We start from the raw sequence: 26,652 nt of genomic DNA on the forward strand, positions 1-26,652 counted from the left end.
GAGTGAAACCCCGACTCTTTAGCGGTTGGCCAGGCAGCGGTTAGCCCTGCAGAAACACCCGGAACGTAGTGCCTTGACCTTCCTGGCTTTCTACCTCGATGCGGCCGCCGTGGGCCTGCACGAGGCGGTTGACCAGAAACAGCCCTACGCCTGTGCCTTCGCCGGCGTGCGGGTGAAAGCGACGAAACAGCTGAAACAGCTCGGCGCCGTGGCGCTCCATATCAATACCCAAGCCGTTGTCCTGCACTTCGAGCACGGGTTGCTCGGCAGCGAGGTAGGTACGGACTTGTATTTGGGGCGTGCGGGCGGGGTGGCGGTATTTTAGAGCGTTGGTTAGTAGGTTCAGCAGAATGGTGCGCAGGTTGCTGCGCACGTACGTGAAGCTGGGCGAGGCCGAAAAATCCGTCTGAATGTCGGCCTGCACTACCACAATCTGCGGCAGCAGCGTCTGCAGCACCTCGTCGGCTACTTCCTGCACTACCACGCGCTCGGTGGCTTGTTCGCCCGGTTCGCGCCCGGTTTGCACCACTGTGGCCAGGTCGTCGATGGTGGTAGCCAAGGCGTGCAGCGACGCGTCGAACAGGTGCAGCAGCTGCGCCTCGTCGGGGTCGTTGAAGGTGGCCGAGCGGCGGAGCTCCTCGAAAAGGCCACGCAGGTTGTGCACCGGCTGGCGCAAATCGTGCGAGGCCGCGTACACGAAGTTGTCGAGGTCGGCGTTGGTGCGGGCCAGTTGGCGGTTGGCGGCGTGCAGCTCGCCGTTGCGCACCTGCACTTGCCCGTGAGCCGCCGTGAGCAACTGGTTTTTCTGGTCTAGCTCCTGGCGCGTGGCTGTCAGCTCCGCCAGGGAGTCGCGCAGTTGCTGGTTGATGGTTTGCAGCTCGGCGTGAAAGCGCGCCTGATACTGCCGCCACTCGTTTTTTTCGATGGCATGAGCTACCGTTTTTACCAGCAGCTCCCGGTCGAAATGCCCTTTCACCAAGTAGTCGAGCGCGCCGTTGTTGAGGGCCCGCACCACCAAGGCTTCGTTGCCGCTGCCCGTAATCATGATGGCGCACAGGCTGTCGGGCGGCCCCAGGTGCTGCAAGTCCTGCAGCAGCGTGAGGCCGTCGGTATCAAGCAAGCTGTAGTCGAGCAGTACGCAGTCGGGCTTCAGGCGCGCGTATTCGGACAAGGCTTCCTCGCCCGAGTTGGCTTCGTAAATGGTGTACTGCGGTGCCCCGAGGTAGGGGGTTAGGTAACGACGATAGACGGCGCGGTCCTGCTCGTTGTCGTCGACAAGGAGTATGGTCTTCAAGGGCAACTAGTTCTGCGAGGGGAGCTCCGAGGATTCCAGCCAATAGCGGACGATGAGCCGCACTTTTTCTTCGAGCTCCGAGTAGCCCACGGGTTTGGTCAGGTAGCTGTTGGCCCCGAGGCGGTAGCAGTCCTCAATGTCTTTGGCGTTCGAGGACGTGGTGAAGATGATGACCGGAATCGAGAGCAGCTGCGGGTCGTGCTTGAGGGCTTCGAGCACCGCGCGGCCGTCGGTGCCGGGCATGTTCAGGTCGAGCAGGATGATGGCCGGCAGCACCGCCGGCCAGGCCGGGTTCTTGCCGTAGCCTTGCAGGTAGTTGAGGGCCTGGTCGCCGTCTTCGCAGCGCAGCACTGGGTTTTGGAGCGCGTGTTTGCGAAACGCGCGTCCCAGGGCCGTGAAATCCTCGGCGCTGTCTTCGACCACCAGTACGGGTTTGAGGGGCGTAATCACTTATAAATGCTTGGAAAGGGAAAAAAAGAAGGTGGTGCCCCGGCCCGGCACCGATTCCAGCCACACTTCGCCGCCGTGCTTCTCCACCATTTTCTTGACGATGGCCAGCCCGGCGCCCGTGCTGCCGCCGTATTTTTCCTGGCTGTGCAGGCGCTTAAACAGGCGGAAGATGGTTTCGAAGTGTTTGGGGTCGATGCCGATGCCGTTGTCGCGCACGTACAACACGTGGAAATCAGCCAGGTTCAGGGGGCCTTTGGGGGAACGGACTTCGCCAGCTGCCAGCCCAACAGTTACGTATTTTTCGGGCTTGTCGTTGTAGCGCATGGCGTTGGTCAACAAATTGTTGAGTATTTCGCCAAGGCGTACCCGATCGGCCCGCAGGGTGGGGAGCTGGCCTTCCACGCGCAGGGTGGTGCCCGTCTGCTCAAGGCGCGGCTGCAGCAAGTCGGCCACGCCGGCCAGCACCTGGTTCACGTCCACGTCTTCCACGGCCAGCTCCAGCCGGCCCACGCGCGAGAGTTGCAGCAGCGAGTCGATGAGGGCTTCCATGCGCTGGCTCAGCCGCACCAGGGTTTGCAGCTTGGCCGTGCCGTCGGCGTCGAGCTTGTCGGTGTAGTCTTCGAGCAGGAACAGCGAGTAGTTGTGGATGCCGCGCAGCGGTTCCTTCAGGTCGTGGGAGGCCACGTAGGCGAAGGAGTCCAGCTCCTCGTTGCTGCGGGCCAGCTCGGTGTTCAGCCGCGCCAGACTGATGGCCCGGGCCTGCAGCTCGTTGAACACATTCAGGCGGATGTCGGAAATGTGCAGCCGGATTTCGCGGGCCGCCCGAATTTCGATGGGCTTCCACGGCGCCGCGGTGTCTTCCACCGACTGCTTCCACGACTCAAACGACTGCCGGGGCGAGAGGTGCAGCTGCCCGTCTTGCAGCACTTCAGCCTTCTGCTGCTGCCCGGCCCAGGTCACAGTCTGAATCAGCTCGGGCCGGAACCAGAACACGTAGTCGCCGGGCTGCTTGGCCAGCGAAATGCCCAGAATGCCGCTGGCCGACGCCCGAAACGCCCGGCCGGCCGGGTTTTGTTGCGCGTAGGAATTGGTGTAGAACACGTCCTGGGTCACGTGCTCCTGCATCCAGTGGGCCAGCTCCTGCACCTGCGAGCGGGTGGGCGTGTTGCCCAGCAGCACTATTTCGCCCTCGAAGCAGATGGCCGCCCCGCCGCAGTCGATGACGTCGAGCAGGTTGGGGCGGTGCTGGTAGAGGCCTTCGATGAAGTTGGGGCTTTCGGTGAGCAGGTCGAAGAGCCGCAGCTGGTTTTCGCGAATCCGCAGCTGATAGGCTTGGTCTTCGCGCTCTTCCTTGCCCTTGAGCAGGGCCGAAAACGTCTTGCCCACGAACACGCACATGTCGCGCAGCTCGTAGCCCACCAGGCGCGGCCCGCTGTAGTGGTGACCCAGAATCATGCCCCACAGCTTGCCGTCCTGAATCAGGGAAATCGACATGCTGGCCGTCACGCCCATGTTCTGCAGGTACTGGATGTGAATGGGCGACACGCTCCGCAGCACGGCGTGGGTCATGTCGGGCGGGCGGCCGGTATCGGGGTTGCGCACGGGCACCAGCGGCACCGGCGCGTAGCTCACGTCGGGAATAAAGCGGAGCCAGTTTTTGAGGTACATCACCCGCGCCTGCTGCGGAATGTCGGTGGCGGGGTAGTGCAGGCCCAGAAAGGGCTCCAGGCCCGGCGCGTGGTCCTCGGCCACTACCTCGCCGCTCTCGTCGGCACCAAAACGGTACATCATTACGCGGTCGAAGCCAATGATGCCGCGCACCTGCTCGACGGTGTGCTGGCAAAACGCCTGCAGTGTGTCGGCCTCAATCATCTGGCTCAGCGTGGTGTTGAGCACGGGCAGGTTGATGGCTCCGGCGGGGTCGTCGGCCACGGGTTCCAGCTCTACCCACAGCAGCTCGTCATAGCGGTGCAGAATGAACTTGAAGAACGGCTGCCCGGCCACGTGGTCGAGGCGCACGCCGTGCAGCTTGGGCGTTTCGTTGAGCGTGGGCAGCAGCGTCTCTACTTCGGCCAGCCGCTCGGGTCCCAGCAGGCGGTCGAGGCCCGCGTCAATCAGCTCCTGGGGCGGCAGGCCCAGGTAGTCCTGCACGTTGGCGCTGACCTGCACCACGCGGTGCGTCTTGGGGTCGAGGCACAGCAGAAAGCCGTAGGGCTGCACCGAGCCGGGAATGTGAATGGGTTCCCGGTCGCAGTTGGTCAGCGTTATTTCCTTGCCAAAAAGGCTTTCGTCGGTGTAATTCAGGCGTGGTTGATCCATGCGGCAAGGCGTTGAAACGTGAGGCTGGCCGACTCGACCACGGCCGCTTGAAAAGCGGCTGGCGCAGCGTGGGCTTCGGCGGACAGCAGCTCTACGAAGCGCTTCCAGCGCGGGCCGGTCTGGGTGCCGTAACCGCTAAAATAGCTACGCAATGGAATACCTGCCTGCGCCAGCTGCCGCGTAATCACCTGCCCGCCCAGCGTGGAGCCTTCCAGCACGTAGAACGCACCCAGCAGCTGCGCACGCGTGTCTAGGGCAGGCATAGCGGGGCACAGCGGCAGTGGCGTGGTCGGGGAGTAGCGCCGCAAGTCGTCCAGAATCAGGTGGCTGCGCTGGCGCTGGTCGATTTCCCATGCAGGCCCAAACCCGGCGGCGTGCTGCTGCAGCCGGGCTTCGAAGAGAGCCAGAAACCCGTAGAGCTTGGCCAGGAACCACGCCGTCGTGTCAACCGATACCGTGCCGGCCGCCAGCTGCTGATTGAAGCGGTTTTGCTCCAGGGCCTCGTGGTAGGGGCGGGTTTGCTGGCGGAGTTGGGCGAGAATGTCGGTGGTGGCTACCGGCATAAAAGCGAAAATAGGCAAGGAAAGAAAGCGAGTAGGGCAGTTGCCGCAACAAGGGCAAGCCGGTGCTTCTACGCCTCGGTTGGCGAAATGGTCAAATGGTCGAGCTTGACGGGGACTTGTTGGGCTCGAATCAACCGCAAAAACGCCCCGGCACGCAAGCACCGGGGCGTTTTAAAATGCGGAAAAATTATTCGCCCGCCGATGCCGGGGCCTCTGCCACCACGGCCGAACCCTCGGCTTGGGCAGCGCGGCCGCCGCGGTTACGCCCGCCGCGCTTGCGACGCCGCTTGGCCGCTTCGCCGGTGGAGCCTTCACCACCTTCGGCCGCCACCGAACCAGTGGTTTCGCCAGCGGGCAAGGCCGCATCAACGGCAGAAGTAGCAGCCGAGCCTTCGGGCTTGGGGCCGCGGCCGCTGCGGCGCTTCTTGCGGCGCTTGGCTTCCTGACCTTCGGCAGAAATAGCCTCTGGAGCCGTTTCGCCTTCGGCTACCGGCGCGGCAGGGCGCGGTTGGGCGGGCCGTACGGGGCGGTTGGGGTCGTGGCTGCGCTCCGACGACGCCGATGCGGCGTAGGGCGAGCGGGCGCCGCGGCCGGTGGGCTTGCCGCCGTGGCCGTGCGGGCGGCCGCGGTATTTTTTCGGGTCAAATTCCGGCGAGGGGCCGATTTCCTCGGGCGTGGGGTTTTTCACCAGCTCCTTCTCAATCAGCTTCTCGATTTTCACCACCGCGTCCTGGTCGTGGTCCGAGACGAACGTAATGGCCATGCCGTCGGCGCCGGCGCGGGCCGTGCGGCCAATGCGGTGCACGTAGTCCTCGGCGTCGCGCGGGAGGTCGAAGTTCACCACGTGGCTCAGCTCGCTCACGTCGATGCCCCGGCTCATTACGTCGGTGGCGACGAGGATCTGGAACTGCTTGTTTTTGAACTCGCGCAGCACCTGTTCGCGCTCCTCCTGGGTGCGGTCGGAGGTGATGCCGCGGGCGTTGAAGCCTTTCTTGCGCAGGGCGCGCTCAATGGGCCCCACGTTCATTTTGCGCGAGGTGAACAGAATCATGCTCTGCACGTCGAGCTGGCCGATGAGGTGCTCCAGCAGCGCAATTTTCATGGTGTCGTACACCATGTAGAGCTGCTGGTTGATGTTTTCGGCGGGCTTCGATACGGCCAGGCGGATTTCGTCGGGCTCGTGCAGAATCTTCTTCGAGAAGTCCCGAATCTTGTTCGGCATGGTGGCCGAAAAGAGCAGAGTCTGGCGCTGGGTGGGCAGCTGGGCAACAATCTGCAGAATGTCGTCGGAGAAGCCCATGTCCAGCATCTTGTCGGCCTCGTCGAGCACGAGGTAGTCGATCTGGTCGAGCTTCACGTAGCCGAGCTGCATGTGCGCAATCAGGCGGCCGGGCGTGGCCACGATGATGTCGGCGCCCTGGGTAAGGGCGCGCTTCTGCTGCTCCCAGTTTTCGCTTTTGCCGCCGCCGTAAATGGCAATGCTGCTGGCACCGGCGTAGTAGCCGAAGCCTTCTACCTGCTCGTCAATCTGCTTGGCCAGCTCGCGCGTGGGGCAGAGCACCAGGGCCACGGTGTGGGCCGGGCGGTCGTAGGCAATGTGGTCGAGAATGGGCAGCAGGTAGGCAGCCGTTTTGCCGGTACCGGTTTGGGCGCAGGCAATGAGGTCTTTGCCTTGCAGGGCCGAGGGAATGGCCTGTTCCTGAATGGGGGAGGGCTTGGTATAGCCCATCATGTGCACGCCGTCGAGTACGTCGGGGTGCAGTTGAAAATCTTCGAACGTCAAGGGTTCAGCGGGATGAGGTGAACAAGAGGCTGACCCAGCGTTTCTCATTGGTCAGCACTAACAGCGTAGTACCCAAAGGTACGCGAAATCAACAGGGTGCAACGTTGGATGGTTCGTTTCGCCTGATTCGCGGTTGCTATGCTGTTTTGGTGGCGCCATTTGCGCCTGACTCTGCTCTTTTTTCGTTCGGTGGCCCAGGCTAGTGGCATTACGGTGCTAAACTAGCCTCGCCACTGTTGCAAAGCGTCCATACGCATCAGTTCCATAGCATCGATAATGGTGAAACCCCGGTCATCGTGGGTCAGAAACTTGCCATTTCCCAAGCCCCTCGGCCGGGCTTCTAGAACACAGGGAACATTACCGAAGCTAGTAACCCGGTTGTGACGATTCCACCAGAAGAGCCCGGTGTTGTCTGCATAAGAGCCCCAGAAAATGACGTTGTCGTGGCTAGCCGTGAGGGCGTGAGAACCCAGAAAATCGGGAGGCGTGGGCCACTGCCGAAGTTGAAAATCCGTTAAGCGCAACTCGTGCAGATGGAACTCGGTGTAAGCGTAAAACAACACACTTTCGGCGCCCGACGGACACATGGCATAGCAATCGAAAATAAACTCTTGCTGACGGGAATTAAAGCCGAACAGCTGACGGCCGGTCAGGTCGAACACCGCCAACCCGTCGCCGGGTTCTTCATCAAAGTGAGAAACGACGATGCGTCCGGCCTGTATCATCACGTCCTCCACGGCGTCGCCGGCGTCGAAAATGTGCAGCAGTTCGCCGGCAGTAGAAAACAGGAATCCATTGTTGCGCAGGGTGCGCCGACATTCTACAACCAGGAAAGAATCGGCATCAACGCGGCGGATTAACGGAAACCGAAATGATTGCCGCAATGGCAGCCGCCAGTCGTTCGACCATACTTCGCCGTGGTTTAGTAAGGCAACAAACTGACCGTGTTCATTGGCGTCGAGAGAAAGAATCCGGTGCTTGCTGCAGTCGAGTGGATGGGTTTGTATGGCAGACATGACAGAAAGTAGATGGATGTAGCAGCCAGATCAGTCTGTCTATTCGGTGCGTTATCTAGCGGAACTCTCGCCGCCAACCAGGAACTTGCGAAGGAACAGTGTTACGCTGTCCGGCGCAGTTGCCACGTATCGGCCGACGGCTGCAGAATCTCCAGCTGCCAGCGGATGTGCTCTTCGGTAATGGGGTAGGGCACGTGGTGGCGCAGCGCCTGAAACACGGCCTCGAATAGTTGCAGGTAGTCGCCTTTGGGCGCCGGCAGCACGGTGGTGGTTTTCTGGCCCTCGGCGTCTACCAGCGTCAGTTCGCCGGCCAGCGCGTTGGGCTCAATGCCATACGACGCATCGAGTGGCGAGAGGCCCTCCGTTAGTTGGGCTTCCTGCACGTCGGCGCGGGACTTGTTGAAACTGCCCTGGGTGCCGTGCAGCACATAGGAGGGCAGGGGCTGCGCAATGACAAGGCCCGACGCCAGCGTGACCAGCGGCCCGGCGGGGTAGTGAAGCTGCAGCTGAAAGTAGTCGTCGACCTGGGAGCCGGGCCGAAAGCTGCCAAGTGTGCGGCGCACCTGCGCGGGCCGCCCAAACAAACTCAGGGCCTGGTCGAGAATGTGCGGGCCGAGGTCGAACAACAGCCCGCTGCCGGGTAGCTCGGGTGTTTCCTTGAACACCTTGTGGTGCAAGGGCATTTTGTAGCGGTCGAAGCGGAACGTGACTTCCACCAGCTGCCCAAGCTGACCGCTTTCCACGAGCTGCTGCACTTGCAGGAAATCGGAGTCCCAGCGGCGGTTTTGGTAGGCAAAAATGTGCCGGTTCATCTGGCGCGCCAGTTGCCACAGCGCGTCCACTTCGGCCACCGAAGTGGCCACGGGCTTTTCGATGAGCACGTGCTTGCCGGCCTGCAAAGCCTGCCGGGCCAGGGCCACATGCGAGTCGTTGGGCGTGTTCACCACCACCAGCTCAATGGCGTCGTCGGCCAGCAGGGCCTCCACCGAATCGTGGCTGACAACCGCCGGGTAGCGGGCCTGAATGCGTTTCTGGCTGCGCTCTACCACGGCCCGCAGGGCAAAACCGGGGTGGGCCGTCAGAAACGGCGCCTGAAAAATCTGGCCCGACATGCCGTAGGCGAGCAAACCGGTTTGGATGGGCTGGGGCATATATTCGGCTAAAAAGGGGCGCGGCCGGCAGCTGAATTTTGCCGGGCCGTGCGCGTTGAATCCGCAATTCTAAGAAACTTGCGCCGCGCGCCGCCTTCGCACCGGCCGCCGCGCGTCCGCTTTTGCCGCCTTTGTTGTCTGCTTCTCCTTCGGTCACCTCCCGCCCGCCGTGGCCGCGCCGCCTCGCCGTAGCGCTGTTTTTCGTTTTGCTGCTGGGCGTCGGGCTGGCCGTATTTCGCGACTACGGCGTGTCGTGGGACGAGGTCAACAACCACCTCAACGGGCTCGTCAACCTCAAGTACGTGGTGCAGACGCTGGCGCCGCAGCTGGCCCGGCAGCCGGCCTTCAATCGGTCCTGGATTCCCGACATTCACGTGTACCGCGACCGGGACCACGGCGCCGCCTTCGAAATGCTGACCACGGTGCTCGGCCAGGTAGTAGCCCGCGACGATTCGCGGCCGTTCTACTTCTTCCGACATTTGTGCGTGTTCCTCACGTTTACCGCCGGCGTGTGGGCGCTCTACCGAATCGGGCAGCTCCGCTTTGGCCGCTGGCCGCTGGCGCTAGCCGCCGCCGCCGCGCTGGTGGTGTCGCCGCGGTTTTTCGCCGAAGCCTTCTACAACGGCAAAGACATCGTGTACATGGCCCTGTTCACGCTGGCCGTTTACACCCTGGTGCGGCTGCTGCGCCGGCCCACGCTGGCGCGGGCCGGGTGGCACGCCTTGGCCACCGCCGCCGCTATCGACGTGCGGGCGCAGGGCCTGCAGCTGGTGGTGCTCAGCCTGCTGATGATGGCGCTGGAAGCCCGCTTTGCTCAGCCTGAAACCTCTCCCGTGCTGCCTGTTCTGCCCCGGCACTGGGGGCGCGCGGCACTCGTGTACGTGGCCGCCACGCTGGTTTTGGCCTTCGTTGGCTGGCCCTATTTGTGGGCAGCTTCGTGGGCCGACCTCCTGCATTTCAGCGAGCGGCTGCGGGCCTACCGCTGGACCCACAGCGTGCTGTATCTGGGGCAGTTCATTCCTGCTCGGCACGTGCCGTGGCACTACATTCCGGTGTGGGTGCTCATTACCACGCCACTGGCCTACACGTTGGCGGCCGTGGGAGGCGTGGTGGCGGCGTTCCGCGGCCTGCTACAGCGCGGCGCGCTACGGGACCGCGCCGCCCGCCTCGACGTGTTGCTGCTGCTGTGGCTGCTGGCGCCTTGGCTGTTTGTGGTAGCGTTCGGCTCCACCCTCTACGACGGCTGGCGACACTTGTACTTCGTGTACCCGGCCCTGCTGCTGATGGCCGTGCGTGGGGCGCAGGCCCTGTGGGCAGCCGCCAAGGCGCGGCCGCGGTGGCGCAAAGTGGCCGTGGGGCTAGGTATAGTAGCAGCGGCCGAAGTGGGCCACACGGTAGTGCGCATGGTGCAGCTCCATCCGTTTCAGAACGTGTATTTCAGTTGCGTGCCCGCCGCCACGGCCGAGCGGCTCTTCGAGCGCGACTATTGGGCCCTCTCGTACCGCCAGGGGCTGGAGTGGATACTGGCCCACGACGCCAGCCCGCGCGTTGCGGTGGCCGCCCCGCGTTACGCGCCCTTCTACAACAACACGCTGATTCTGCCCCCAGCCGAGCGCAACCGCCTGCAGTTCATGCCCCGCGAATCCAACAGCTACCGCTATTTCATCACCGGCTACCGCTGGCACCCGCAATCTTACGCCGACAGCGTGGGGCAGGAGGTGCACGCCATTCGGGCCGGCGGCCTGAAAGTGTTGTCGGTGTTTCGCCGGTAATCCAACCGATATTTTTCTTGTTTGTGATGCTGAACATGTCCGACGAACCAGCCGCTGATGCAGAGCTGCCCCTGCACGGCCTGCGCGTGGTGGAGCTGGCCAGCGTGCTGGCCGGCCCGCAAGTGGGGCAGTTTCTGGCCGAACTGGGCGCCGAAGTCATCAAAGTAGAAGCGCCCGGCGGCGACGTGACGCGCACCTGGAAAACCCCGGCCGAAAGCCCGGATATCGACGTGTCGGCCTATTTTGCCTGCGCCAACTGGGGCAAGCAGTCGGCGGTGGTCGATTTGCGCACGCCCGCAGGGCAGGCCGCCGTGCACCGCCTCGTGGCCGGAGCCGACATCGTGCTGGTCAGCTACAAGCCCGGCGACGCCGAAAAGCTGCGCATGGACTATGCCGCCCTGAGCGCCGCCAACCCGCGCCTCATCTACGGTCAGATTACCGGTTACGGCCCGGCCACCCCCCGCGCCGGCTACGACGCCGTACTGCAGGCCGAAACCGGCTTCATGCACCTCAACGGCCTGCCCGACAGCGGCCCGCTGAAAATGCCTGTGGCTTTGATGGACCTGCTGGCCGCTCACCAACTTAAGGAAGGCTTGCTCACGGCCCTCTACCGCCGCGAGCGTACCGGCCGCGGCGCCGTGGTGCACGTGTCGCTGCACGATGCCGCGCTGGCCTCGTTGGCCAACCAAGGCAGCACCTACCTCGTCACCGGCCACGACCCGCAGCCGCTGGGCTCGGGCCACCCCAGCATCGTGCCCTACGGCACCGTGTACCGCGCTGCCGACGGCCGCCAACTGGTGCTGGCCGTGGGTTCCGACCGTCAGTTTCAGCACCTGTGCGAGGCGCTGGCGCGGCCGGAATGGGCTGCCGACGAGCGGTTTCATACCAACGGCCGCCGCGTGCAGCACCGCGAGGCCTTGGAAGCGTTGCTGACGACGCGCATCGGCGAAATAGGTGGCGAAGCGTTGCTGGTGGAGCTGGAGCGCCGCGCCGTGCCGGCTGGAGCAGTGCGCACGGCGGGCGAGGCCCTGCGCCAACCGCCGGCGCAGGCCATGCTGCTGCCGCCGGCCGCGGTGTTTCCGCATCCGGGGCTGCGCACGGTAGCGTTTCGGAGCCCGCAGTGGCCGGCCGCCGAGGCGCTGGCCGCGCCGCCGGCGTTGGGCGCGCAAACCGCCGAATTGGTAGACCCAACGCCCTTTTCTGCCGAAAATCAAACCACAGCCAAGTAAAGCTGCGTACCATTAGGTTGCCGCCCGGGAATGCCCGCGCGGCTTTCGACACCCTGGACTCCCTAATGGCCCTGCCGGGCCTTCACGCATGGCAGACGACAGCACTTCCTCGACCCCTGTTTCCTCCGAATTCACGCTTCCTACCGCCGCCAAAGCCACTGAAGAAGCGGCTAAGCCTCCTAAGCCCGCCGCCAAGCCCAAGAAGGCAGCAACTGATAAGCCTGCCGCTTCGCAAACTGCTGGCGCGAAAACGACCAAGAAAGCCGCCAAGTCAGCGGCTGTTGACAGCAGCGGGCAGCAGAGCCAGCTAGCCAACGCGCCGGCGCCCAACACCTCCGAGGCGAAGGCCCAGGAGGAGCCGGAAGACAAGCTCGACATCATTTTCGAAGGCCTGAAGCAGAAGTCGTCGGCCAAGCAGTCGATTTTCCGCAACACTGAGGCCACCTTCGACTGCCTGCGCAAGGTGTCGCAGGAGCTGGTGGTGGAACTCACGCGCCGCCTTTCGCCACTCGATTCGAGCGTGCTCATCGAGTACCGGCCCATCAACGAGCTGGAGTTTCACATCAAGTTTTCCGGCGACCTGCTGGTGTTCGTGATGCACTCGAACATCATCACTTTCCCCGACGACTTCCCGCTCTTCAACACCAAATACGTACTCGACGACTTCCGGCGGCGGTTTTTCGGGCACATCATGGCCTACAACTTCATGGCCGACAGCATCAAGTACCAGCGCATGAACGACCCCGGCTACCTCGTGGGCCGTTTGTTGGTGAACATCGACCACCACTACTTCATTGAGGGCGTGAAGCAGCTGGAAATGCCCGACCACGACATGGCCGACGACCCCGTGACCGACGACGCCATGCGCCTCTTCGTGGAAAGCGCCATGATTGCGGCCGTCAACAACGACCTGATTGCCCCGCCCATCCAGGACATTCAGAAAATCAGCGTCAAGCAGAAAGTGGAAAACCAGCAGGTGAGCCGTGGCAGCAAAGTCGGCTTCAGTTTCCGCAACGAGCAGCGCAGCGCCTTCGACGGGCTGAGCTACTAATTCTTCGTTTTTCTGTCATCCTGAGCCAAAAGCGAAGGACCTTCTCATTCCAGAATAATCCGTTCGGCAGTGAGAAGGTCCTTTGCTTTTAGCTCAGGATGACACCTGAAGAAGGCGGTTTTTAGCGCGGCAGGTAGCCCACTTTTTCGCGCACTTTATTGAGCAACTTCGTGCCGTAGTCCTGCGCTTTGCGGGCGCCTTCGGCAAGGCGGCGGTCCACTTCGGGCAGGTGCTGCATGTAGTAGTTGAACTGCTCCCGCTCCTGGACAAAGCGCGTGCGGATAACCTCGAACAGCGCCTGCTTGGCGTGGCCGTAGCCGTAGCCGCCGTTCAGGTAGTTCTGGCGCATTTCTGCCACCTCGGCCGGCGACGCCAGCAACGAAAACAGCTTGAAGGTGGTGTCGGTATCGGGGTTCTTGGGGGCCTCCAGCGGGGTACTGTCCGACACGATGCCGCGGATGTTTTTCAGCAGCGCTTTGTCGTCGAGGAAGATGTCGATGATGTTGCCGTACGACTTGCTCATCTTCTGCCCGTCGAGGCCTGGAATGGTCTGGATTTGCTCGTCTACGCGGGCTTGCGGCAGCACGAAGGTTTCGCCGTAGCGGTTGTTGAAGGCCGAGGCAATGTCGCGGGCAATTTCCAGGTGTTGAATCTGGTCTTTGCCCACGGGCACAAAGTCGGCGTCGTAGAGCAGAATGTCGGCCGCCATGAGCACCGGGTAGGTGAACAGGCCAGCATTTACGTCCGCCAGCCGGTCTGACTTGTCCTTGAACGAGTGCGCGTTGGCCAGCATCGGGAAGGGCGTGAAGCAGGAGAGGTACCAGGCTAGCTCCGTCACCTGCGGCACGTCGGATTGCCTGTAAAACAGGTTCTTGTCGGTGTCGAAACCGCAGGCCAGCCATGCGGCCGCCACCGAGTAAGTATTGTGGCGCAGCAGCTCCGCGTCGCGCACCTGGGTGAGCGAGTGCAGATCGGCAATGAAGAGCAGGGACGTGTTGGTGCTGCTTTTCGACAGTTCGATGGCGGGCAAAATGGCGCCGAGCAGGTTGCCCAAGTGCGGGCGGCCGGTGCTCTGAATGCCGGTAAGGATGCGGGACATATTTTTTTAAGCTATTAGCTGCCAGCGGTTGGCTGTTAGCTTTTGAGCAAAGGATTGAATGATGAAAAAGCAATTGGCTGTCAGCCGACAGCTAATTGCTTTTTACACGCTCACATTCGCCGCCGCTTCCTGCTGCAGCTCCACGGTTTCTTCTTTGCCAAGGTACCGGTCGATGAGGGCGTGAGCGAGGTAGAGCACCGGCGTGAGCAAAATGGCGGCCGCGAATTTATACCAGTAATTGGTGTTAGCCACGCTCAGTACCTGCTCAAACGACCAGTTGCCGAACAGATAAAACGCCACGAACAGCACCACAAACGAATCGACGAGCTGCGAAATGAGCGTGGAGCCCGTGGCCCGCAGCCAGATGAGCCGGCTGCCCGTCACGCGGCGCAGGGCCTGAAACACGGTAGCGTCGAGCACCTGCCCGATGAGAAACGCCACGAGCGAACCGATGATGATGCCCAGCCCCTGGCGGAAAATGCTCTCGTAGGCAAACTCGATGTCGAACGGTCGGCCCTGGGCATCGGTCTTGTTCACATCGAGCCAGAAGGCGGCCGGTGGCAGCTTGGTGGTAGCCAGTATGACCACGAAGGCGTAGGCAATGAGTGCGGCCGTGAGCAAGCTCACGCGCACCACGCCGGCCCGCCCGAAATACTCGTTCAGAATGTCGGTGGTGATAAAAACCACGGGCCAGATAAGCACGCCCGCCGTGAGGTTGCCGGGCAGCCCCAGCAGCTTGTCGACGGAGAAAATCTTGACGCCGATGATTTCGGCCAGCAGGGCGTTGACGATGAAAATGGCGCTCAGCACCAGATACAGCTGCTGCTTTTTGTGGGCGAAGCGCGAGGTGAGCGTAGTGGTGGTTTCCATGCAAGGCAATAGCCGGCGGGCCGTGTAGGTGGCCGCGTCGGGGCGAAAGATATTGGCCGCGGGCTATTACAGCCCTACGGTGAGGCCTTCCAGGGCCAGATTGGTGTCGGCAAACTCGCGGCGGGCTTCCTCCAGCAGGGGCTCCAGGTCGCGGTAGCGGGAGGAAAAGTGGCCGATGAGCAGCTGCTTCGCTCCGGCCAACCGGGCCAGCTGGCCCGCCTGACGAGCCGTGGAATGGCCCGTTTGCACGGCGCGCTCGAGCATTTCGTGCAGAAACGTGCTTTCGTGGTAGAGCAAATCCACGCCGCGCACAAGGTCGGCGAGGCTTTCCGTGAAGACGGTATCGGAGCAGTAGGCGTAGCTGCGCGGGGCGGGCGGCGGCTCGGTCACGTCGAGGTGGCGCAGCCACACGTGGCCGACGTCGTCGCGCAGGTCTTCGCCGCGGGTGAGAGCCTGCAGCTGCTCGGGCACAAGGCCGGTGGGCAACAGGTCCTTCACCAGCCGCCGGCGGCCGGGCTTTTCCCGAAACAAGTAGCCACAGCACGGTATGCGGTGCCGCATGGGCAGCGTGTTTACGGTTACGGCGGCATCCTCATACACCTGCTGGTGCTGGGTGGTGTCCACGCAGGTGAACTGCACATCGAAGGAGAGAGGCGTGCCGGAGCAGCGCAACTGGGTGGTCAGCACTTCGTCGAGGCCGGCGGGACCGAAGAGGCGCAGCGGCTCGGTGCGGCCTTGCAGGTGCAGCGTGCCCAGCAGCCCAAAGAGCCCGAAAAAATGGTCGCCGTGCAGGTGCGAAATGAAGATACAGTCGGTGCGCGAAAAGCGAATTTTCTGCTCGATGAGCCGTTCCTGGGTGCTTTCGCCGCAGTCGATGAGGTACTGCTTGCGGCCCACGGCCAGCACCTGCGCTGTGTGGTGGCGGCCCAGCATGGGGGTGGCCGAAGCACTGCCCAGAATTGTCAGGTCAAAGTCCACGAAGCGGCGAAATGCGGGGAAGCAATGGAAAACGGAGGCGGGAGGTGGTTCTACGCAAAAGGAGCGGAGAGCGGCAGCTTCGCTTGGCGGCCACCGGGAAAAAAGTTAGCCGTTGGCCGTCAGTACAGCTACTGACGGCCAACGGCTAACGGCGCGTTATCCGCGGCCAAAGGAAATTACTCTTTGCTCGTCAGGTCACGCTCGATGGCGTGCAGGAAGATGCGGTCGATGCCTTCTTCCACGGTGGGCAGGATGTGCAGCACCGATTCGAGCTTGGAGATGGTGATGAGCTTCATCACGTGGTCTTGCAGGCCGGTGAGAACCAGCAGGCCGCCGGTGGAATTGCAGAGGCGGTTGGCAATCAGAATCGAGCTGAGCCCCGACGAATCGGTGTACTTGACGTTCTGCAGGTCCAGGATCAGGTTGTTGATGCCTTCGGCATTGAGCTTCACGAACTCCGATTTCAGATCGGGCGCGACGGTGGTGTCGAGCTTTTTCTCGTCAATCGTGATGATCGTGTAGTTTTCTTTTTTATCGATGGAGTACTTCATGCCAAGCAGGTTCGGTCGGTATGGGCGAGATGCGAAGGTAAAGAAAAAAAAGATGTTTGAATTTCAGGTGAAGTCTGCAAAAGGCAATTCAGTATTTCTACCGAACGGAGTGAAAAACTACCGAAACTAGCCCGGAAATGCAAATGTGAGCGAGGCCCAAATACTTTGCCAGTCGGCGGTGGCCGGCACCGGGTGCGGCGCCATGTGCACCGCGGCCAGCAGCACGGTAGCCGGTTGGGATAAGCGTAACATGGCGCGGCCATTAAGGTTTGTGTGCAGCTGCAAATGTTGCACTGGGCTGCCGTCGAGGGGGCGCACCCACGCCTGCACCAGTTGGCGGTCGGCAGGCAGGTGGTTGCGCCACACCCGAATGGTGAGCGAAGCGCCCACGCGCAGGGCGTAGGGGTTCTGCTCGGCCACAATTTCGAGCGGGTGCCCCACGCGGGTGCGCCACGTGGTATCGGCGCGGGGCGAGGAGCCAGCCAGCAGCAGGGTTTTGGCGCAGCGGCGGTAGGCTTCTTTGGCGGGCTTGTCGGTGAGCTTGCGGCGGGTGCGCAGGTAGAGAATATCCTCCAGGCCTTCTTCTTTCAGGTACGCGGTAAACTCCTCGGCTTTCATGCTGATGAGCGCCTCGTTGGTGCGCAAGGCCAGCACGTGGGTGCCGGGCAGGTCGAGGGCCACGGTGGTTTGCAGCGAATCGGCTTGGGTGGCGGCGCCGGTGAGGTCGGTGCGCAGGTTGCCCGGTTTGAGGTGTACCAATTCTTCGACGCGGCTGCTCTGGCCCGGCCACCGCGCGCCGGCAAAATCCTGGCCCACCCAGCGGCCCACGTGCACCCGGGCGCCGGGCTGCACCACAAACCGCGCCGGGCGCAGCCAGAACTCGTGGGCCGTGGCGGCAGAGGCAAGCAAGGCCAGTGCCGCAAGAAGCAGGCGGCGGGGGCGGGCAGAGGGCACGACAGAAAAAGGCAAGGGGCTAAAGGGAAATCAGGCGGCCACAAAGATGCACGGCTTAGCTTTCTTGCAGGGCCAGCTGGTAGGCGTGGTCGTAGTGCTGGCGCAGGTGGCGCCAGTCGAACTGCTCGGCGGAGCTTTCCACGCGGTTGCGCTGGTTGATTCGCTCCCGCCGGTTCTGGATGACGAATTGCCAGAGCATGTTGGTCAGCTCCTCGGCCGATTCGTCGAAGCTCTTTTCCTGTCGCCGGACCACAAAAATGCCCTTGTCTTCGTGGTCGGGCACGGTTTGCTGCACGTAGTCGCCAAAACCGGAGAGGTCCGATGTAACGGCGGGCACGCCGCGGGCCACGCACTCGAGCGGGGTGTAGCCCCAGGGCTCGTAGTAGCTCGGGAACACGCCCAGGTGGCAGCCGCGCACAAACTGACCGTAGTCGAGGCCAAACAGGGGCGAGGTGCTCGACACGAAATCGGGGTGATACACGATTTTGACGCGGTCGTGGCGGTTGTTCACCAGGTTGGCGCGGCGCACGAAGCCCAGAATGTCGTCGGTAGCGTCGTCGACCAAGTTGTGGGTAACCACCGGCGGCAGCCGCGAGGTTTTCCAGCTTTGCAGCGTGCGGCGGTAGCGCAGCTTCCAGTAGTCGTCCACAAGGTCGAGCAGGTTGGGCAACTGGTAATCGGTGCTGCTGGCGGCCTGGTAAAACAGCCGCTCGCCCAACTGCTGCTCAATGGCGCTGCACGTGTCCTGCACTTCGTCGAGCATGGCGCGGCTTTGCAGCACCTCGGGATTAATGCTGTGGTAGGGGCGCTTGGTGATGAAAAACATGACCACCTGCCCCTCAATGCCGCTTTGCTGAATGCGGTAGTTGAGCCGGGCCAGGGCTTCCAGCGTGAGGTCGAAACCCTTGTTGTGGTACTCGTAGCGGCCCGAGGTGAAGAGGTACAGCGTCTTGTCGAGGTCGAAGGAATACGACTGGAAGAAGTGCGCCATCACGAACTCGTGAATCTTGGCCTTGTACTTCTGGTGCAGGTTCTGAAACTCGTGCAGGGCCACAAACCGCTCGATGTTCAGCCCGTTGGGCAGCACCGCGTCGGGAATACGGTCGAGCAGGTACATGCACTCGCGCACCGTCAACTCGCTCACGGTGGTAAACACGTGGGCGCCGTGGGCGGCGGCGCGCTCCAGGCGCACGGCAGTTTCGATGTTGAAGTGCCGGGCCTCGTGCTCCCAGTTCACGTGCAGCAGGTGCTCGTAGAAATTGGGGTCGTTCATGGCCAGGTAGCGGCCCAGCAGGGTGGCGTGGGTGGTAAAAACCAAGCGCGCCGTAGACTGCTCCCGGCGCAGGGCCGGAATGGCACCGCCCGTCATCCACTCGTGAAAATGCGCCAGCACCTGCTGCGGCTGGTTGCCGATGGTGTCGGCCTCGGCCACTTCGGTGCAGAGCGCCTGCACAAATACCTTGGCCAGGTGCCCAAACGCCACCACTTGGTGCAGGAGGTCGTCGTGGTCGGGGGTAGGAATGTGGTGGTTTTGCCAGAGGTCGGCTTTGAGCTGGCCGAGGCGCGAGTAGGCCTGAAACGGCGACAGCAGCACCACGCGCGGCTTGCCGGTGATGAGCCACTGGCCGTAGTGCACCTCGTAGCCCTGCTCGCGCAGTTGGCGCACGGCGCGGGCCACCGGGTCGCGGCCGGCGGCCACCTGGGTATCGGTGAAGGGCTCGAACTCGGCCTGCGCTGCCTGCGGAAAATAGGGGCCGAGCAGGCAGTACCGGTCTCCCCAGCCGGCCACGGTGGCAGGTACTTTGGAGCGGATAACGGTGTAGATGCCGCCGACTTGGTTACACACTTCCCAGGCGGCTTCTACCAGCAGGGTATTGGGCGCAACGGACTCGGGCGCGGAAGAAGGAAGCTGCATTCAGAACGGGGGTAAGGCGGATCAGCAGCAAGATGGAGGATTTCCGGCAGTGTTGCGCAGGAAAAAACGCGGGATTTTACCGGGTTCCGCACTCGGTAAAATCCCGCGTTTCGTTTGGCCGAAGCCCGGCACGGGCTCCTTAGCCGGGCTCCTGCGAAAGAATCAGCACCGAATAAGGCGCCAGCCCAACCTCCGCAAACTGGGCGCAGTCGTCGTAGTCGCCGGGCTCGGTTTCGGTGTCAAACGACTCGAAATTGCCGAACTGCTGGTCGTAGCCCTGCCAGTCGGAATTGAAGCGCACCCGCCAGCGGCCGGCGGCCGGCAGGCCAATGCGGTAGTTTTCCAGCGTCTGGTCGGCGAAGTTGAGCACCACCACCACGGTGTCGCCGGGGCCGCCGTCGGCCCAGCGCTGGAAGGCCAGCACCTTCTGCTCGTCGTTGAGGTGCAGCACCTGGGTGTGCTGGCCGAGCAGGCCGCGGGAATGGCCGTGCCGGTTGCGGCGCAGGGAAATCAGGTCGCGGTAGAGCTGCACCAGCCCGCCGTGCTCGTCGGCACGGGGCCAGTGCAGGGCCTGGTCGTCGGAGAAAGAGCCGTCGGCGAGAAATTCTTGGCCCTGAAAAATCATGGGAATGCCCGGCGCGGTAAACACCAAAGCCGCGCCCAGCGTGGCGCGTTTTTTCGGAAACCAGTGCGCCGCGTCGCCGGGCATGATTTCCTCCGGCACCCGCGCCTTGCCGTTGGCCACCTCGTCGTGCGACTCGGTGTAGATGACGCGCTGGAAGGCGTCGCCGTTGTAGGTCTGGAGCAGCGCCGCCGCCACGGCCGCCATCGAGCGGTCGGCATCGTGGGGCGTGGTGAGGGCCTCGCGCACCGGGTACACAAAGGCCGCGTCCCACTGCGCCGAAAAGCCCTGGCCGCCGTCTTCGGGTGCTTTGGTGATGTACTCGTTGCCGAGCAGGTCTTCGGCGATGGTGATTTTCCAGGGCATGCGGGCCCGGATGTCTTCGTTGATCCACTTCATCAGCGCCCAGCCCTCGGGCAAGTCGCGCGCGGGGTCGTTGCTGCCGTCCACGTTGCGGATGTGGGCAATGGCGTCGGCGCGCAGGCCGTCTACCCGAAACTCGTCGAGCCACATCAGGGCGTTGTCGCGGATGTAGCGGCGCACTTCCTCGCGGCCGTAGTCGGGGCGGTTGTGGCCCCAGGGCGTTTCGGCGCGCCAGTCGTTGTAGAAGTAAATGCCGCCGCCCTCGTTTTCGTGCCAGCCGTCGAACTGCCACAGATCCAGGTCGCCGGGCCCAAAGTGGTTGTACACCACGTCGAGCACCACGGCCATGCCGTGCGCGTGGGCGGCTTTCACCAGCTGCTTGAAGGCCTGGGGCCCGCCGTAGTCGGTTTCGAGGGCGAAGGGGTGGGCGGGATTGTAGCCCCAGGAGCGACTGCCCGGAAACTCGGTGGCCGGCATGATTTCGAGGCAGTTGATGCCCAAATCGCGCAGGTAAGGCAGCTTGTCCACCACGTCGAGGAACGTGCCGGGGCGCGTGGGGTCGGGGGCGTGAAAGGTGCCCACGTGCAGCTCGTAAATCATCAGCTCGTTCCAGGCGGGCATCTGAAACTGGTTGTCGCCCCAGTCGAAGGCCGGGTCGTGCACCACCGAGTTGCCGTTGGAGTGGGTCACCTCACGGGCGTAGGGGTCGTGGCGCGTCAGCTCGTGGCCGGCGGCGGTTTTCAACCAGAACTTGTACTCGGTGCCGGCCGGCAGGCCGGTTACGGTGGCGGCCCAGTAGCCATCGGCTTCGTGCTGCAGCGGGTGGGCAGTGGGGTTCCAGTCGTTGAAGGGGCCGACCACGGCTACCGCGGCAGCGTGCGGGGCCCACACGCGGAAGGTGGTGCCGGCGGGGTGCAAAATGGCGCCCATGCCAGGGGCAAGGGCCGCCACGGGCGCGGCCGCCTTGCGGCGCGGCGCTTGGGGAGTAGGAAGAGGCATGAGGGTGTTGAAGTGTTGCGGAGCTCCATCTAACTCCCAAGCTCGACCTTAGGTTGTGTACGACGGCCATTAGCCTTCGGTAAGTGCGCTTGGTGCTGGAATTGATATTAGTTAAATTGAATATAATCTGCCGATCGGTAGCAGGCCACCGCGTCGGGCCGAAGACGGCGCCCACTTTCTGCTTCGCTATGGAAACCCTCGCCGCTCCCGTCGGCAGTGCCGAAGCTTTTGCCGACCGCCTGCTGCAAGCCACGCTGAGCACCATGGATATGTTCAGCATTTACCTGGGCGTGCGGCTGAACTACTACCGCGCTTTGGCACACGGGCCTTTAACGGCTGCCGAGTTGGCCGCCCGCACCGGCACCGACGCCCGCTACACCCGCGAGTGGCTGGAGCAGCAAGCCGTAGCCAAACTGCTGGAAGTAGACGATGCTGCCGCCCCCGAAGCCCAGCGGCGCTTTGCGCTGCCCGCAGCCCAGGCCGAAGTGCTGACCCGCGAGGACAGTGCGCACTACCTCGCGCCCCTGGCTTTGCTGATGGCCGGCATTGTGCACCCGCTGCCGGCGCTGCTCAACGCCTACCGCCACGGTAGCGGGGTTGCCTTTGCCGCGTATGGCCCCGACCTGCGCGACGGTCAGGCCGCCCAAAACCGTACTCTTTTCCTGCAGCAGCTAGGCCAGGAATGGTTGCCCGGCATTGCCGACATCCATGCCCGTTTGCAGGGCAGTCCGCCGGCCCGCGTGGCCGACGTGGGCTGCGGCGCCGCGTGGTCGGGCATCGGCATGGCCCAGAGCTACCCCACCGTTTACGTCGACGGCTACGACCTCGACGCCGACTCGGTGGCGCTGGCCCAGGCCAACGTGGCCGCCGCCGGCCTCTCTGACCGCGTGCACGTGGCCCTGCGCGACGCCGCCGAGGCCCCGCTCGACGGCGGCTGCTACGACCTCGTTACGGCCTTCGAGTGCATTCACGACATGGCGCAGCCGGTGGCCGTGCTGCAGGCCATGCGCCGCTTGGCCGGCAGCCACGGCGCCGTGCTGGTGATGGACGAGCGGGTGGCCGAGACGTTCGACCCGGCGCAGGCCGACGACATCGAGCGGCTGATGTACGGGTTCAGCATCCTGCACTGCCTGCCCGTGGGCCGGGCCGACGCGCCTTCGGCCGAAACCGGCACCGTGATGCGCCCGGCTACGCTGGCGCGCTACGCCCAGCAGGCTGGCTTTTCGCGTACCGAAATTCTGCCCATCGAGCATCCATTTTTCCGCCTCTACCGGCTCTACAACTGAGAAAAGCGGCTTGCCGGGGCCGAAGCGAGTCCGGGTCGTTGTGCAAGCCACCGATTTTGCCGTGCTTCGGCGCCATGAGTTCCACCCACCCCGCACCCGCCGACGAGCGGCTAACGCTTTTCCATCGTCGCCATGCCCGCCGCCAACTGGCCAAGGGGTTCATGCACGTAGCGCCGGCGCTGGTCCTGATCGGTGCCTTGCCCAACCTGCTCAGCGGCCACGAGGCCTGGACGTGGGTAGCGGCGGCCGAGTGCGTGGTGGGGGCGGCCTACTTGGTGCTGCTGGTGCGGGAGTTGTGGCACTTGCGGCGCCACCCACACTTGCGCGAGCGAGTGGCGTGGCTGGAACTGGCCGCCGCCGGCATCCTCGCGTTGGAAGGATACCACATCTGGCACCGCCACCACGAGGCCGAGCTGACCGGTGCTGCGGTGCGGTTTCACGCCTTGCCGTGGGTGTATGGGGCGGTAGCGGTGCTATTTGTGCTGCTCGCGTTTCACATGCCCCGCCTCGATGCCCGCCGCTACCTGCACCTGCACGACGACGGCATCAGCTACCGGCTGAAGCCGTTTTCGCGCTCCACTCATTTGTGCTGGATCGAAGTGGCCGCTATCGAGCCCGTAGGCGAGGCCGACTTGCTGGTGCACTACCACGACGGCCGCCACCGCCGCATTGCGCTGAGTGCCATGCACGACGGTACCGCCCTGCGCGACAACGTACTGGCCCACGCGGCGCGCTACCAGGCCACTTCAGCGCAGGCATAGTCAGGCCGCTAGTGGCCGTGGTGGCCGTTGTGCCCGTGCGGGGCGGGGTGGCGGTGCTGCTGCCGCGCCAAGAAGTCGTGGCCCTGCAGGGTGCGCCGCACGCGCCGAAACCACTCGGCCTTGTCGTGCACGGCACCGGCATCCACGGCGGGCAGAATGTCGCGGGCGGCGCAGTAGCCCAAGCGGCGGTAGCTTTCGAACTGGGGCTCGGAGAAGAACTGGTCGGCGGTGGTTTCGTGCGGGAAGGTGCGGTTCTGGCCCGCGTATTCGCGCACGTCGGCCGATTCGTTGCCGGTGAGGGTGGCCTTGAAATACAGCAGCCAGCCCTGAGCTTCGGGGTGGTCGGGGTGCCAGTCGGGGTAGCGGATGTGGCCGATGACGGCGTGGGCCAATGCCTGCTCCTGCGTGGGGCGGCGGGCCAATGGCTCGGGGGCGAGGCTGATTTCTACCCCAAAATCGACGCGGCAGCGCCGGATGGCGTTGGCCAGGGCCTCGAAGCGGTAATCGGCGTCTTCTTCGGTGTCGCTCACCACAATGTAGCGGCAGCGGCGGCGCACCAGCTCGTAGAGGCCCAGGTTGTCGAAGTGGCCGCCGTCGGAGAGGTTCACATACTGGTCGTCGGGCTTGGCGCGGCCAAACAAATCGGCCAGCAAATACGACAAACCGGTGGGCGGGTCGGCTTGGCGGTAGGCCGTGCCGTGCGGGTTGCCCATCCACCAGCCCAGCCGCACGTTGAACACGGTGAGCAGAAATGCCGTGACCGGCGACGAGTGGAAGCCTTGGTTGGGGTTGGCGGCGGCCCCGGAAATGGCCAGCGCCGTGGCCAGGCCGGGGCCGTTGTCGTCGGCGTAGGCGAAATGCTCGGTAGGCCGGAAGCCGTACTCAGGGCGGTGCACGCCGCCGGCTTTGCCCGCCACCGGCACGTCGCGGGAGAAATCGAACCCGCAGTACAGCGGCGTAAACACGAAGGACTCGGCCTGGCGGTCTTGCTGGGCCAACTCGCCGTTGCGGGTCACGTTCAGGGTGGTGTTCAGAATGTGCAGCGGGCCGGTATAGGGCAGGTCGGGCGCTGCCACTGGGTCGGTTACCGCCGGCTGGGTGCGCAGGCTGCTGATTTTGACGTCGTCACGGATGTCGAAGCCGGTGAAAGGATGGGCCCGCCGCTCGGGGCGGCGGCGCGAAGCGCCGAGGTAGGCGCGCATGAGCCGGTTTTTGTAGAAATGGTGCATCGAAAACTCGTTGACGCCGATTCGGGAGGCCAGCAGTGCGCCCAGCGCCAGCAGCACAACCGTGGAAATGAGGGCGCGGATGGTGCTGTGCTCGGTAGGCCAGTAGGTATCGAGGCGCGCCAGCACCGCCGACACGCCGCAGGCCAGCAGCACCAGCACGCCGGCCAGAAACACGTAGGGCACGGTGCGCGCCACCACATCGTGCCAGCTGCCGGTGCCTTTGGCACCCGGCTGGGAGGGCGTGGCGGCGCTTTGGGCCATCTGCACGCCTTTGCCCACCAGCGCCAGCCACGCGGCAGTGGTAGCAGGCCACAGCGCTGCCGAGCGCACTTCGCCGCTCAGCCACTGCACTGCTACCGGGGCCAGCAGCGTGCCGCCAGCCAGCACCAGCCACGCCAGCGCGGCTTGCTGCGTCATGGCCCCGAAACGGCCCCACCACTCGCGCCGCTCGTCGGGAAAATTGCGGCCCAGCAGCGCCATGCGCAGAATAGCCGTGATGGAGAGTACCTGCACCAGCAGCGGCGGGCCCACTACAAACGCGACGTAAGGGCTGTGAATGTTCCGAAGCACGTGCCACACCGCCACGCAGGCCCCCGTGCCCACATATGCCGCCACGAAGCTGCTGACCAACACCGCACCCACATACAGCGCCCAGGCTAGTGCTCCGGCTACCGGCCGGGAGAAGAAACAGCGGTGGTAGCGGCCCACCAAGGCCACCAACACCAGCATGGCGGTAGCCAGCCCGCACACGTACCAGTAGCCGATGTGCCCAAACGGCAGCGGCTGAAAAAAATACCCCTGGTAAGTAGCCATCAGCCCGACGAGTGCCATCATGGCCAGCGTGAGCGAAAACCACCAGCCGCTGTGGCGCGAACCGCGCGCGGCCGTGGCATCGAGGTTGTAGCCAGCGCGCATGTGCAGCCCGTTGAGCAAGCCGCCCGCCAGCATCAGCACGGCGGTGAGGGCCAGCCCAACCACCAGCCGCTGCGCAGAGTTTGTGGGTAGAAAAAGGTTGCTCACCCAGGCGCGGTAGAGCGTCCAGACCAGGGAAAGCAGCCCGCCGAGCACCAGCGCGAGAATCAGCTGGTTGAGCAGGGCGTTGCGCAGCCACGTGGCGCCCACCGTCCAGGCATCGGTCGATAGAATGCTGGCTTCTGGAGAGAGGTAGTTGCTGTAGCTGCGCAGCCAGCGGATGGGCCGCACTTCTTCGCCGCGAGGATTGGGGGCCTGGGCCGGGTTGAGGCGGGACTGCACCTGATGGACCGACCCGCTCCGTTTGATCCAGGCCGTGAGCCACGAGCCAATGTAGCCCCCGCCCGATACGGTGGAGAGGTAATCGAAGTGGGCCAGCCAGCCGCGCTCCGCCAACGCCTGCAGAATGCCCAGGCTATGCGTTGCGCTGCGAATGCCGCCGCCCGACAGCGCCAGCCCGAGCAGGTTCATTTCCCGCGCCCGCTCCCACGGGTTTGGTTCGCCGGTGGTAGGGGCCGGGGCAGCCGGGGCGGTGTGGGGCCAAAGCAGGGTGCGGCGTGCGGCTACTTCCGCCAGCTCTTTGTTGAGCACGTGGGCAAAGGGCACGGCGGCTTGCATGGCATCAAGCATATCGGCCAGTTGCCGGGGTTCGCGCATGAGCACGTCCTCGGCGTGGGCGGCGTGGGTGCTGAGCCAGTGCTTCGCCTTTTCGGGCAGCGTGCCGGCACGTTTGCCGTCTTCGAGCGTGTGCATCAGCTCCGCCACCAGCGTTGGGCGAAACCTCAGCACCTTGCCAATATGGTAGCGCAGGGCGGGATAGGCGTAGAGCAGCAGCCGCAACTCGCGCCGCCAAAGCGAAGGGGTGCCTTTCTCGGAAGATAATTTCAGGGCGTGCAGCAGGTTTTTGTGGTCGTCGGGAGCGAAACCTACTTCCGAAGACAGTTCCAGCAGCAGGTGCAAGAGTTCCTGGGTCCGCTCAATAAACTCATTCCACGTCGCTTCGGAGGCTTCCACCAGCTGGCCGTGCAGCTCGGCGGCGCGCTGGCGCAGCGGCTGGGGCAAGTCGTCCCACGGCGGCAAAGCGGCGGGCTGGCCGTTGCAGAAATCGAGGAGCGTGGCCGGCGCCTTGCCAATGGGTCGAACTAGGTGCACCCATTCGAGCCAATCCTGCACGAGGGTGAGGTGCGCGGCAGCCCGGGCCGCTATTTCGGCATTGACATCCATGGCGAATAGGGGTAAAGGAAAAACGAATATTGATATTGTTAAAATAAGATATTAATCAGTATTATCTCATAATGAGCCCCTTGCTGAAGATTGTCGTGAGTTGGGAAAACCCGTCCGTGAAAACCGGGAAAGGCCAACCCACCCGGCTGCGTGCGGTCCGCAACCGGGCCGTTGACCAGTGCAGTCCCAGCTGGCTTCCTG

20 protein-coding genes are annotated in these 26,652 nt (G+C 63.8%); 5 read left to right on the forward strand and 15 right to left on the reverse strand.

Translation table 11 applies throughout. The annotated features are described in order from the left end of the window. Positions 1–40: 40 nt before the first annotated feature. The 7 genes from F0P96_RS21470 to F0P96_RS17410 all read right to left on the reverse strand — a co-directional run bounded on the left by F0P96_RS21470 (position 41) and on the right by F0P96_RS17410 (position 8,576). On the reverse strand, positions 41–1,294 hold the full coding sequence (locus F0P96_RS21470; RefSeq protein ID WP_160620462.1) for an ATP-binding response regulator: 1,254 nt from the start codon (positions 1,292–1,294) through the stop codon (positions 41–43). Between the two features lie 6 nt (positions 1,295–1,300). Beyond that, positions 1,301–1,744, reverse strand: coding sequence for a response regulator (locus F0P96_RS17385; protein WP_151080203.1), 444 nt, complete (start codon positions 1,742–1,744; stop codon positions 1,301–1,303). Continuing rightward, on the reverse strand, positions 1,745–4,063 hold the full coding sequence (locus F0P96_RS17390) for an ATP-binding protein (RefSeq protein ID WP_151080204.1): 2,319 nt from the start codon (positions 4,061–4,063) through the stop codon (positions 1,745–1,747). It abuts the gene before it with no gap. Next, entirely contained in the window at positions 4,045–4,644 is a 600-nt protein-coding gene (locus F0P96_RS17395; protein WP_151080205.1) for a biliverdin-producing heme oxygenase, read from the reverse strand. Before F0P96_RS17395 ends, F0P96_RS17390 begins: the two co-directional genes overlap by 19 nt. A gap of 169 nt (positions 4,645–4,813) precedes the next feature. Beyond that, entirely contained in the window at positions 4,814–6,409 is a 1,596-nt protein-coding gene (locus F0P96_RS17400; RefSeq protein ID WP_338074402.1) for a DEAD/DEAH box helicase, read from the reverse strand. Positions 6,410–6,630: 221 nt separating this feature from the next. Continuing rightward, entirely contained in the window at positions 6,631–7,425 is a 795-nt protein-coding gene (locus tag F0P96_RS17405) for a hypothetical protein (RefSeq protein ID WP_151080206.1), read from the reverse strand. 101 nt (positions 7,426–7,526) lie between these two features. Then, on the reverse strand, positions 7,527–8,576 hold the full coding sequence (locus tag F0P96_RS17410) for a Gfo/Idh/MocA family protein (protein ID WP_151080207.1): 1,050 nt from the start codon (positions 8,574–8,576) through the stop codon (positions 7,527–7,529). A gap of 134 nt (positions 8,577–8,710) precedes the next feature. Here F0P96_RS17410 and F0P96_RS17415 point away from each other — a divergent pair, with 134 nt between their 5' ends. From F0P96_RS17415 to F0P96_RS17425, 3 genes are all read left to right on the forward strand, one after another. Beyond that, positions 8,711–10,348, forward strand: a complete 1,638-nt coding sequence (locus F0P96_RS17415; protein ID WP_151080208.1) for a hypothetical protein — start codon at positions 8,711–8,713, stop codon at positions 10,346–10,348. Between the two features lie 26 nt (positions 10,349–10,374). Further along, entirely contained in the window at positions 10,375–11,577 is a 1,203-nt protein-coding gene (locus F0P96_RS17420; protein WP_235917514.1) for a CaiB/BaiF CoA transferase family protein, read from the forward strand. Positions 11,578–11,665: 88 nt separating this feature from the next. Then, positions 11,666–12,628, forward strand: a complete 963-nt coding sequence (locus F0P96_RS17425) for a hypothetical protein (protein ID WP_235917515.1) — start codon at positions 11,666–11,668, stop codon at positions 12,626–12,628. Between the two features lie 121 nt (positions 12,629–12,749). Here F0P96_RS17425 and trpS read toward each other — a convergent pair whose 3' ends face one another. From trpS to F0P96_RS17460, 7 genes are all read right to left on the reverse strand, one after another. Then, positions 12,750–13,727, reverse strand: a complete 978-nt coding sequence (gene trpS, locus F0P96_RS17430; protein ID WP_151080209.1) for a tryptophan--tRNA ligase — start codon at positions 13,725–13,727, stop codon at positions 12,750–12,752. A gap of 102 nt (positions 13,728–13,829) precedes the next feature. Further along, entirely contained in the window at positions 13,830–14,597 is a 768-nt protein-coding gene (locus tag F0P96_RS17435; protein WP_151080210.1) for a queuosine precursor transporter, read from the reverse strand. Positions 14,598–14,663: 66 nt separating this feature from the next. Continuing rightward, the gene (locus F0P96_RS17440; RefSeq protein WP_151080211.1) at positions 14,664–15,575 is read right to left on the reverse strand and encodes a ribonuclease Z; all 912 of its coding nucleotides are present in this window, start codon (positions 15,573–15,575) and stop codon (positions 14,664–14,666) included. Positions 15,576–15,751: 176 nt separating this feature from the next. Beyond that, on the reverse strand, positions 15,752–16,126 hold the full coding sequence (locus F0P96_RS17445) for an STAS domain-containing protein (RefSeq protein WP_078012567.1): 375 nt from the start codon (positions 16,124–16,126) through the stop codon (positions 15,752–15,754). A gap of 126 nt (positions 16,127–16,252) precedes the next feature. After that, on the reverse strand, positions 16,253–17,080 hold the full coding sequence (locus tag F0P96_RS17450; RefSeq protein ID WP_160620464.1) for a DUF4198 domain-containing protein: 828 nt from the start codon (positions 17,078–17,080) through the stop codon (positions 16,253–16,255). Positions 17,081–17,135: 55 nt separating this feature from the next. Continuing rightward, positions 17,136–18,995, reverse strand: a complete 1,860-nt coding sequence (locus F0P96_RS17455) for a glycosyltransferase (RefSeq protein ID WP_151080213.1) — start codon at positions 18,993–18,995, stop codon at positions 17,136–17,138. Positions 18,996–19,134: 139 nt separating this feature from the next. Beyond that, positions 19,135–20,979, reverse strand: coding sequence for an alpha-amylase family glycosyl hydrolase (locus F0P96_RS17460; protein WP_235917516.1), 1,845 nt, complete (start codon positions 20,977–20,979; stop codon positions 19,135–19,137). A 188-nt stretch (positions 20,980–21,167) separates the two neighbouring features. On the opposite strand from F0P96_RS17460, the gene F0P96_RS17465 reads away from it, so the two are divergent. Then, the gene (locus F0P96_RS17465) at positions 21,168–22,265 is read left to right on the forward strand and encodes a class I SAM-dependent methyltransferase (protein WP_151080214.1); all 1,098 of its coding nucleotides are present in this window, start codon (positions 21,168–21,170) and stop codon (positions 22,263–22,265) included. Between the two features lie 74 nt (positions 22,266–22,339). Then, the gene (locus F0P96_RS17470) at positions 22,340–23,026 is read left to right on the forward strand and encodes a hypothetical protein (protein WP_151080215.1); all 687 of its coding nucleotides are present in this window, start codon (positions 22,340–22,342) and stop codon (positions 23,024–23,026) included. 8 nt (positions 23,027–23,034) lie between these two features. On the opposite strand, the gene F0P96_RS17475 is transcribed toward F0P96_RS17470, so the two are convergent. Then, positions 23,035–26,451 carry a patatin-like phospholipase family protein gene (locus F0P96_RS17475; protein WP_201743867.1) on the reverse strand — a complete coding sequence of 1,139 codons (3,417 nt, stop codon included), beginning with the start codon at positions 26,449–26,451 and terminating at the stop codon, positions 23,035–23,037. Between the last annotated feature and the right edge of the window lie 201 nt (positions 26,452–26,652).

The organism is Hymenobacter busanensis (assembly GCF_008727865.1).
Classification (GTDB): Bacteria; Bacteroidota; Bacteroidia; order Cytophagales; family Hymenobacteraceae; genus Solirubrum; species Solirubrum busanense.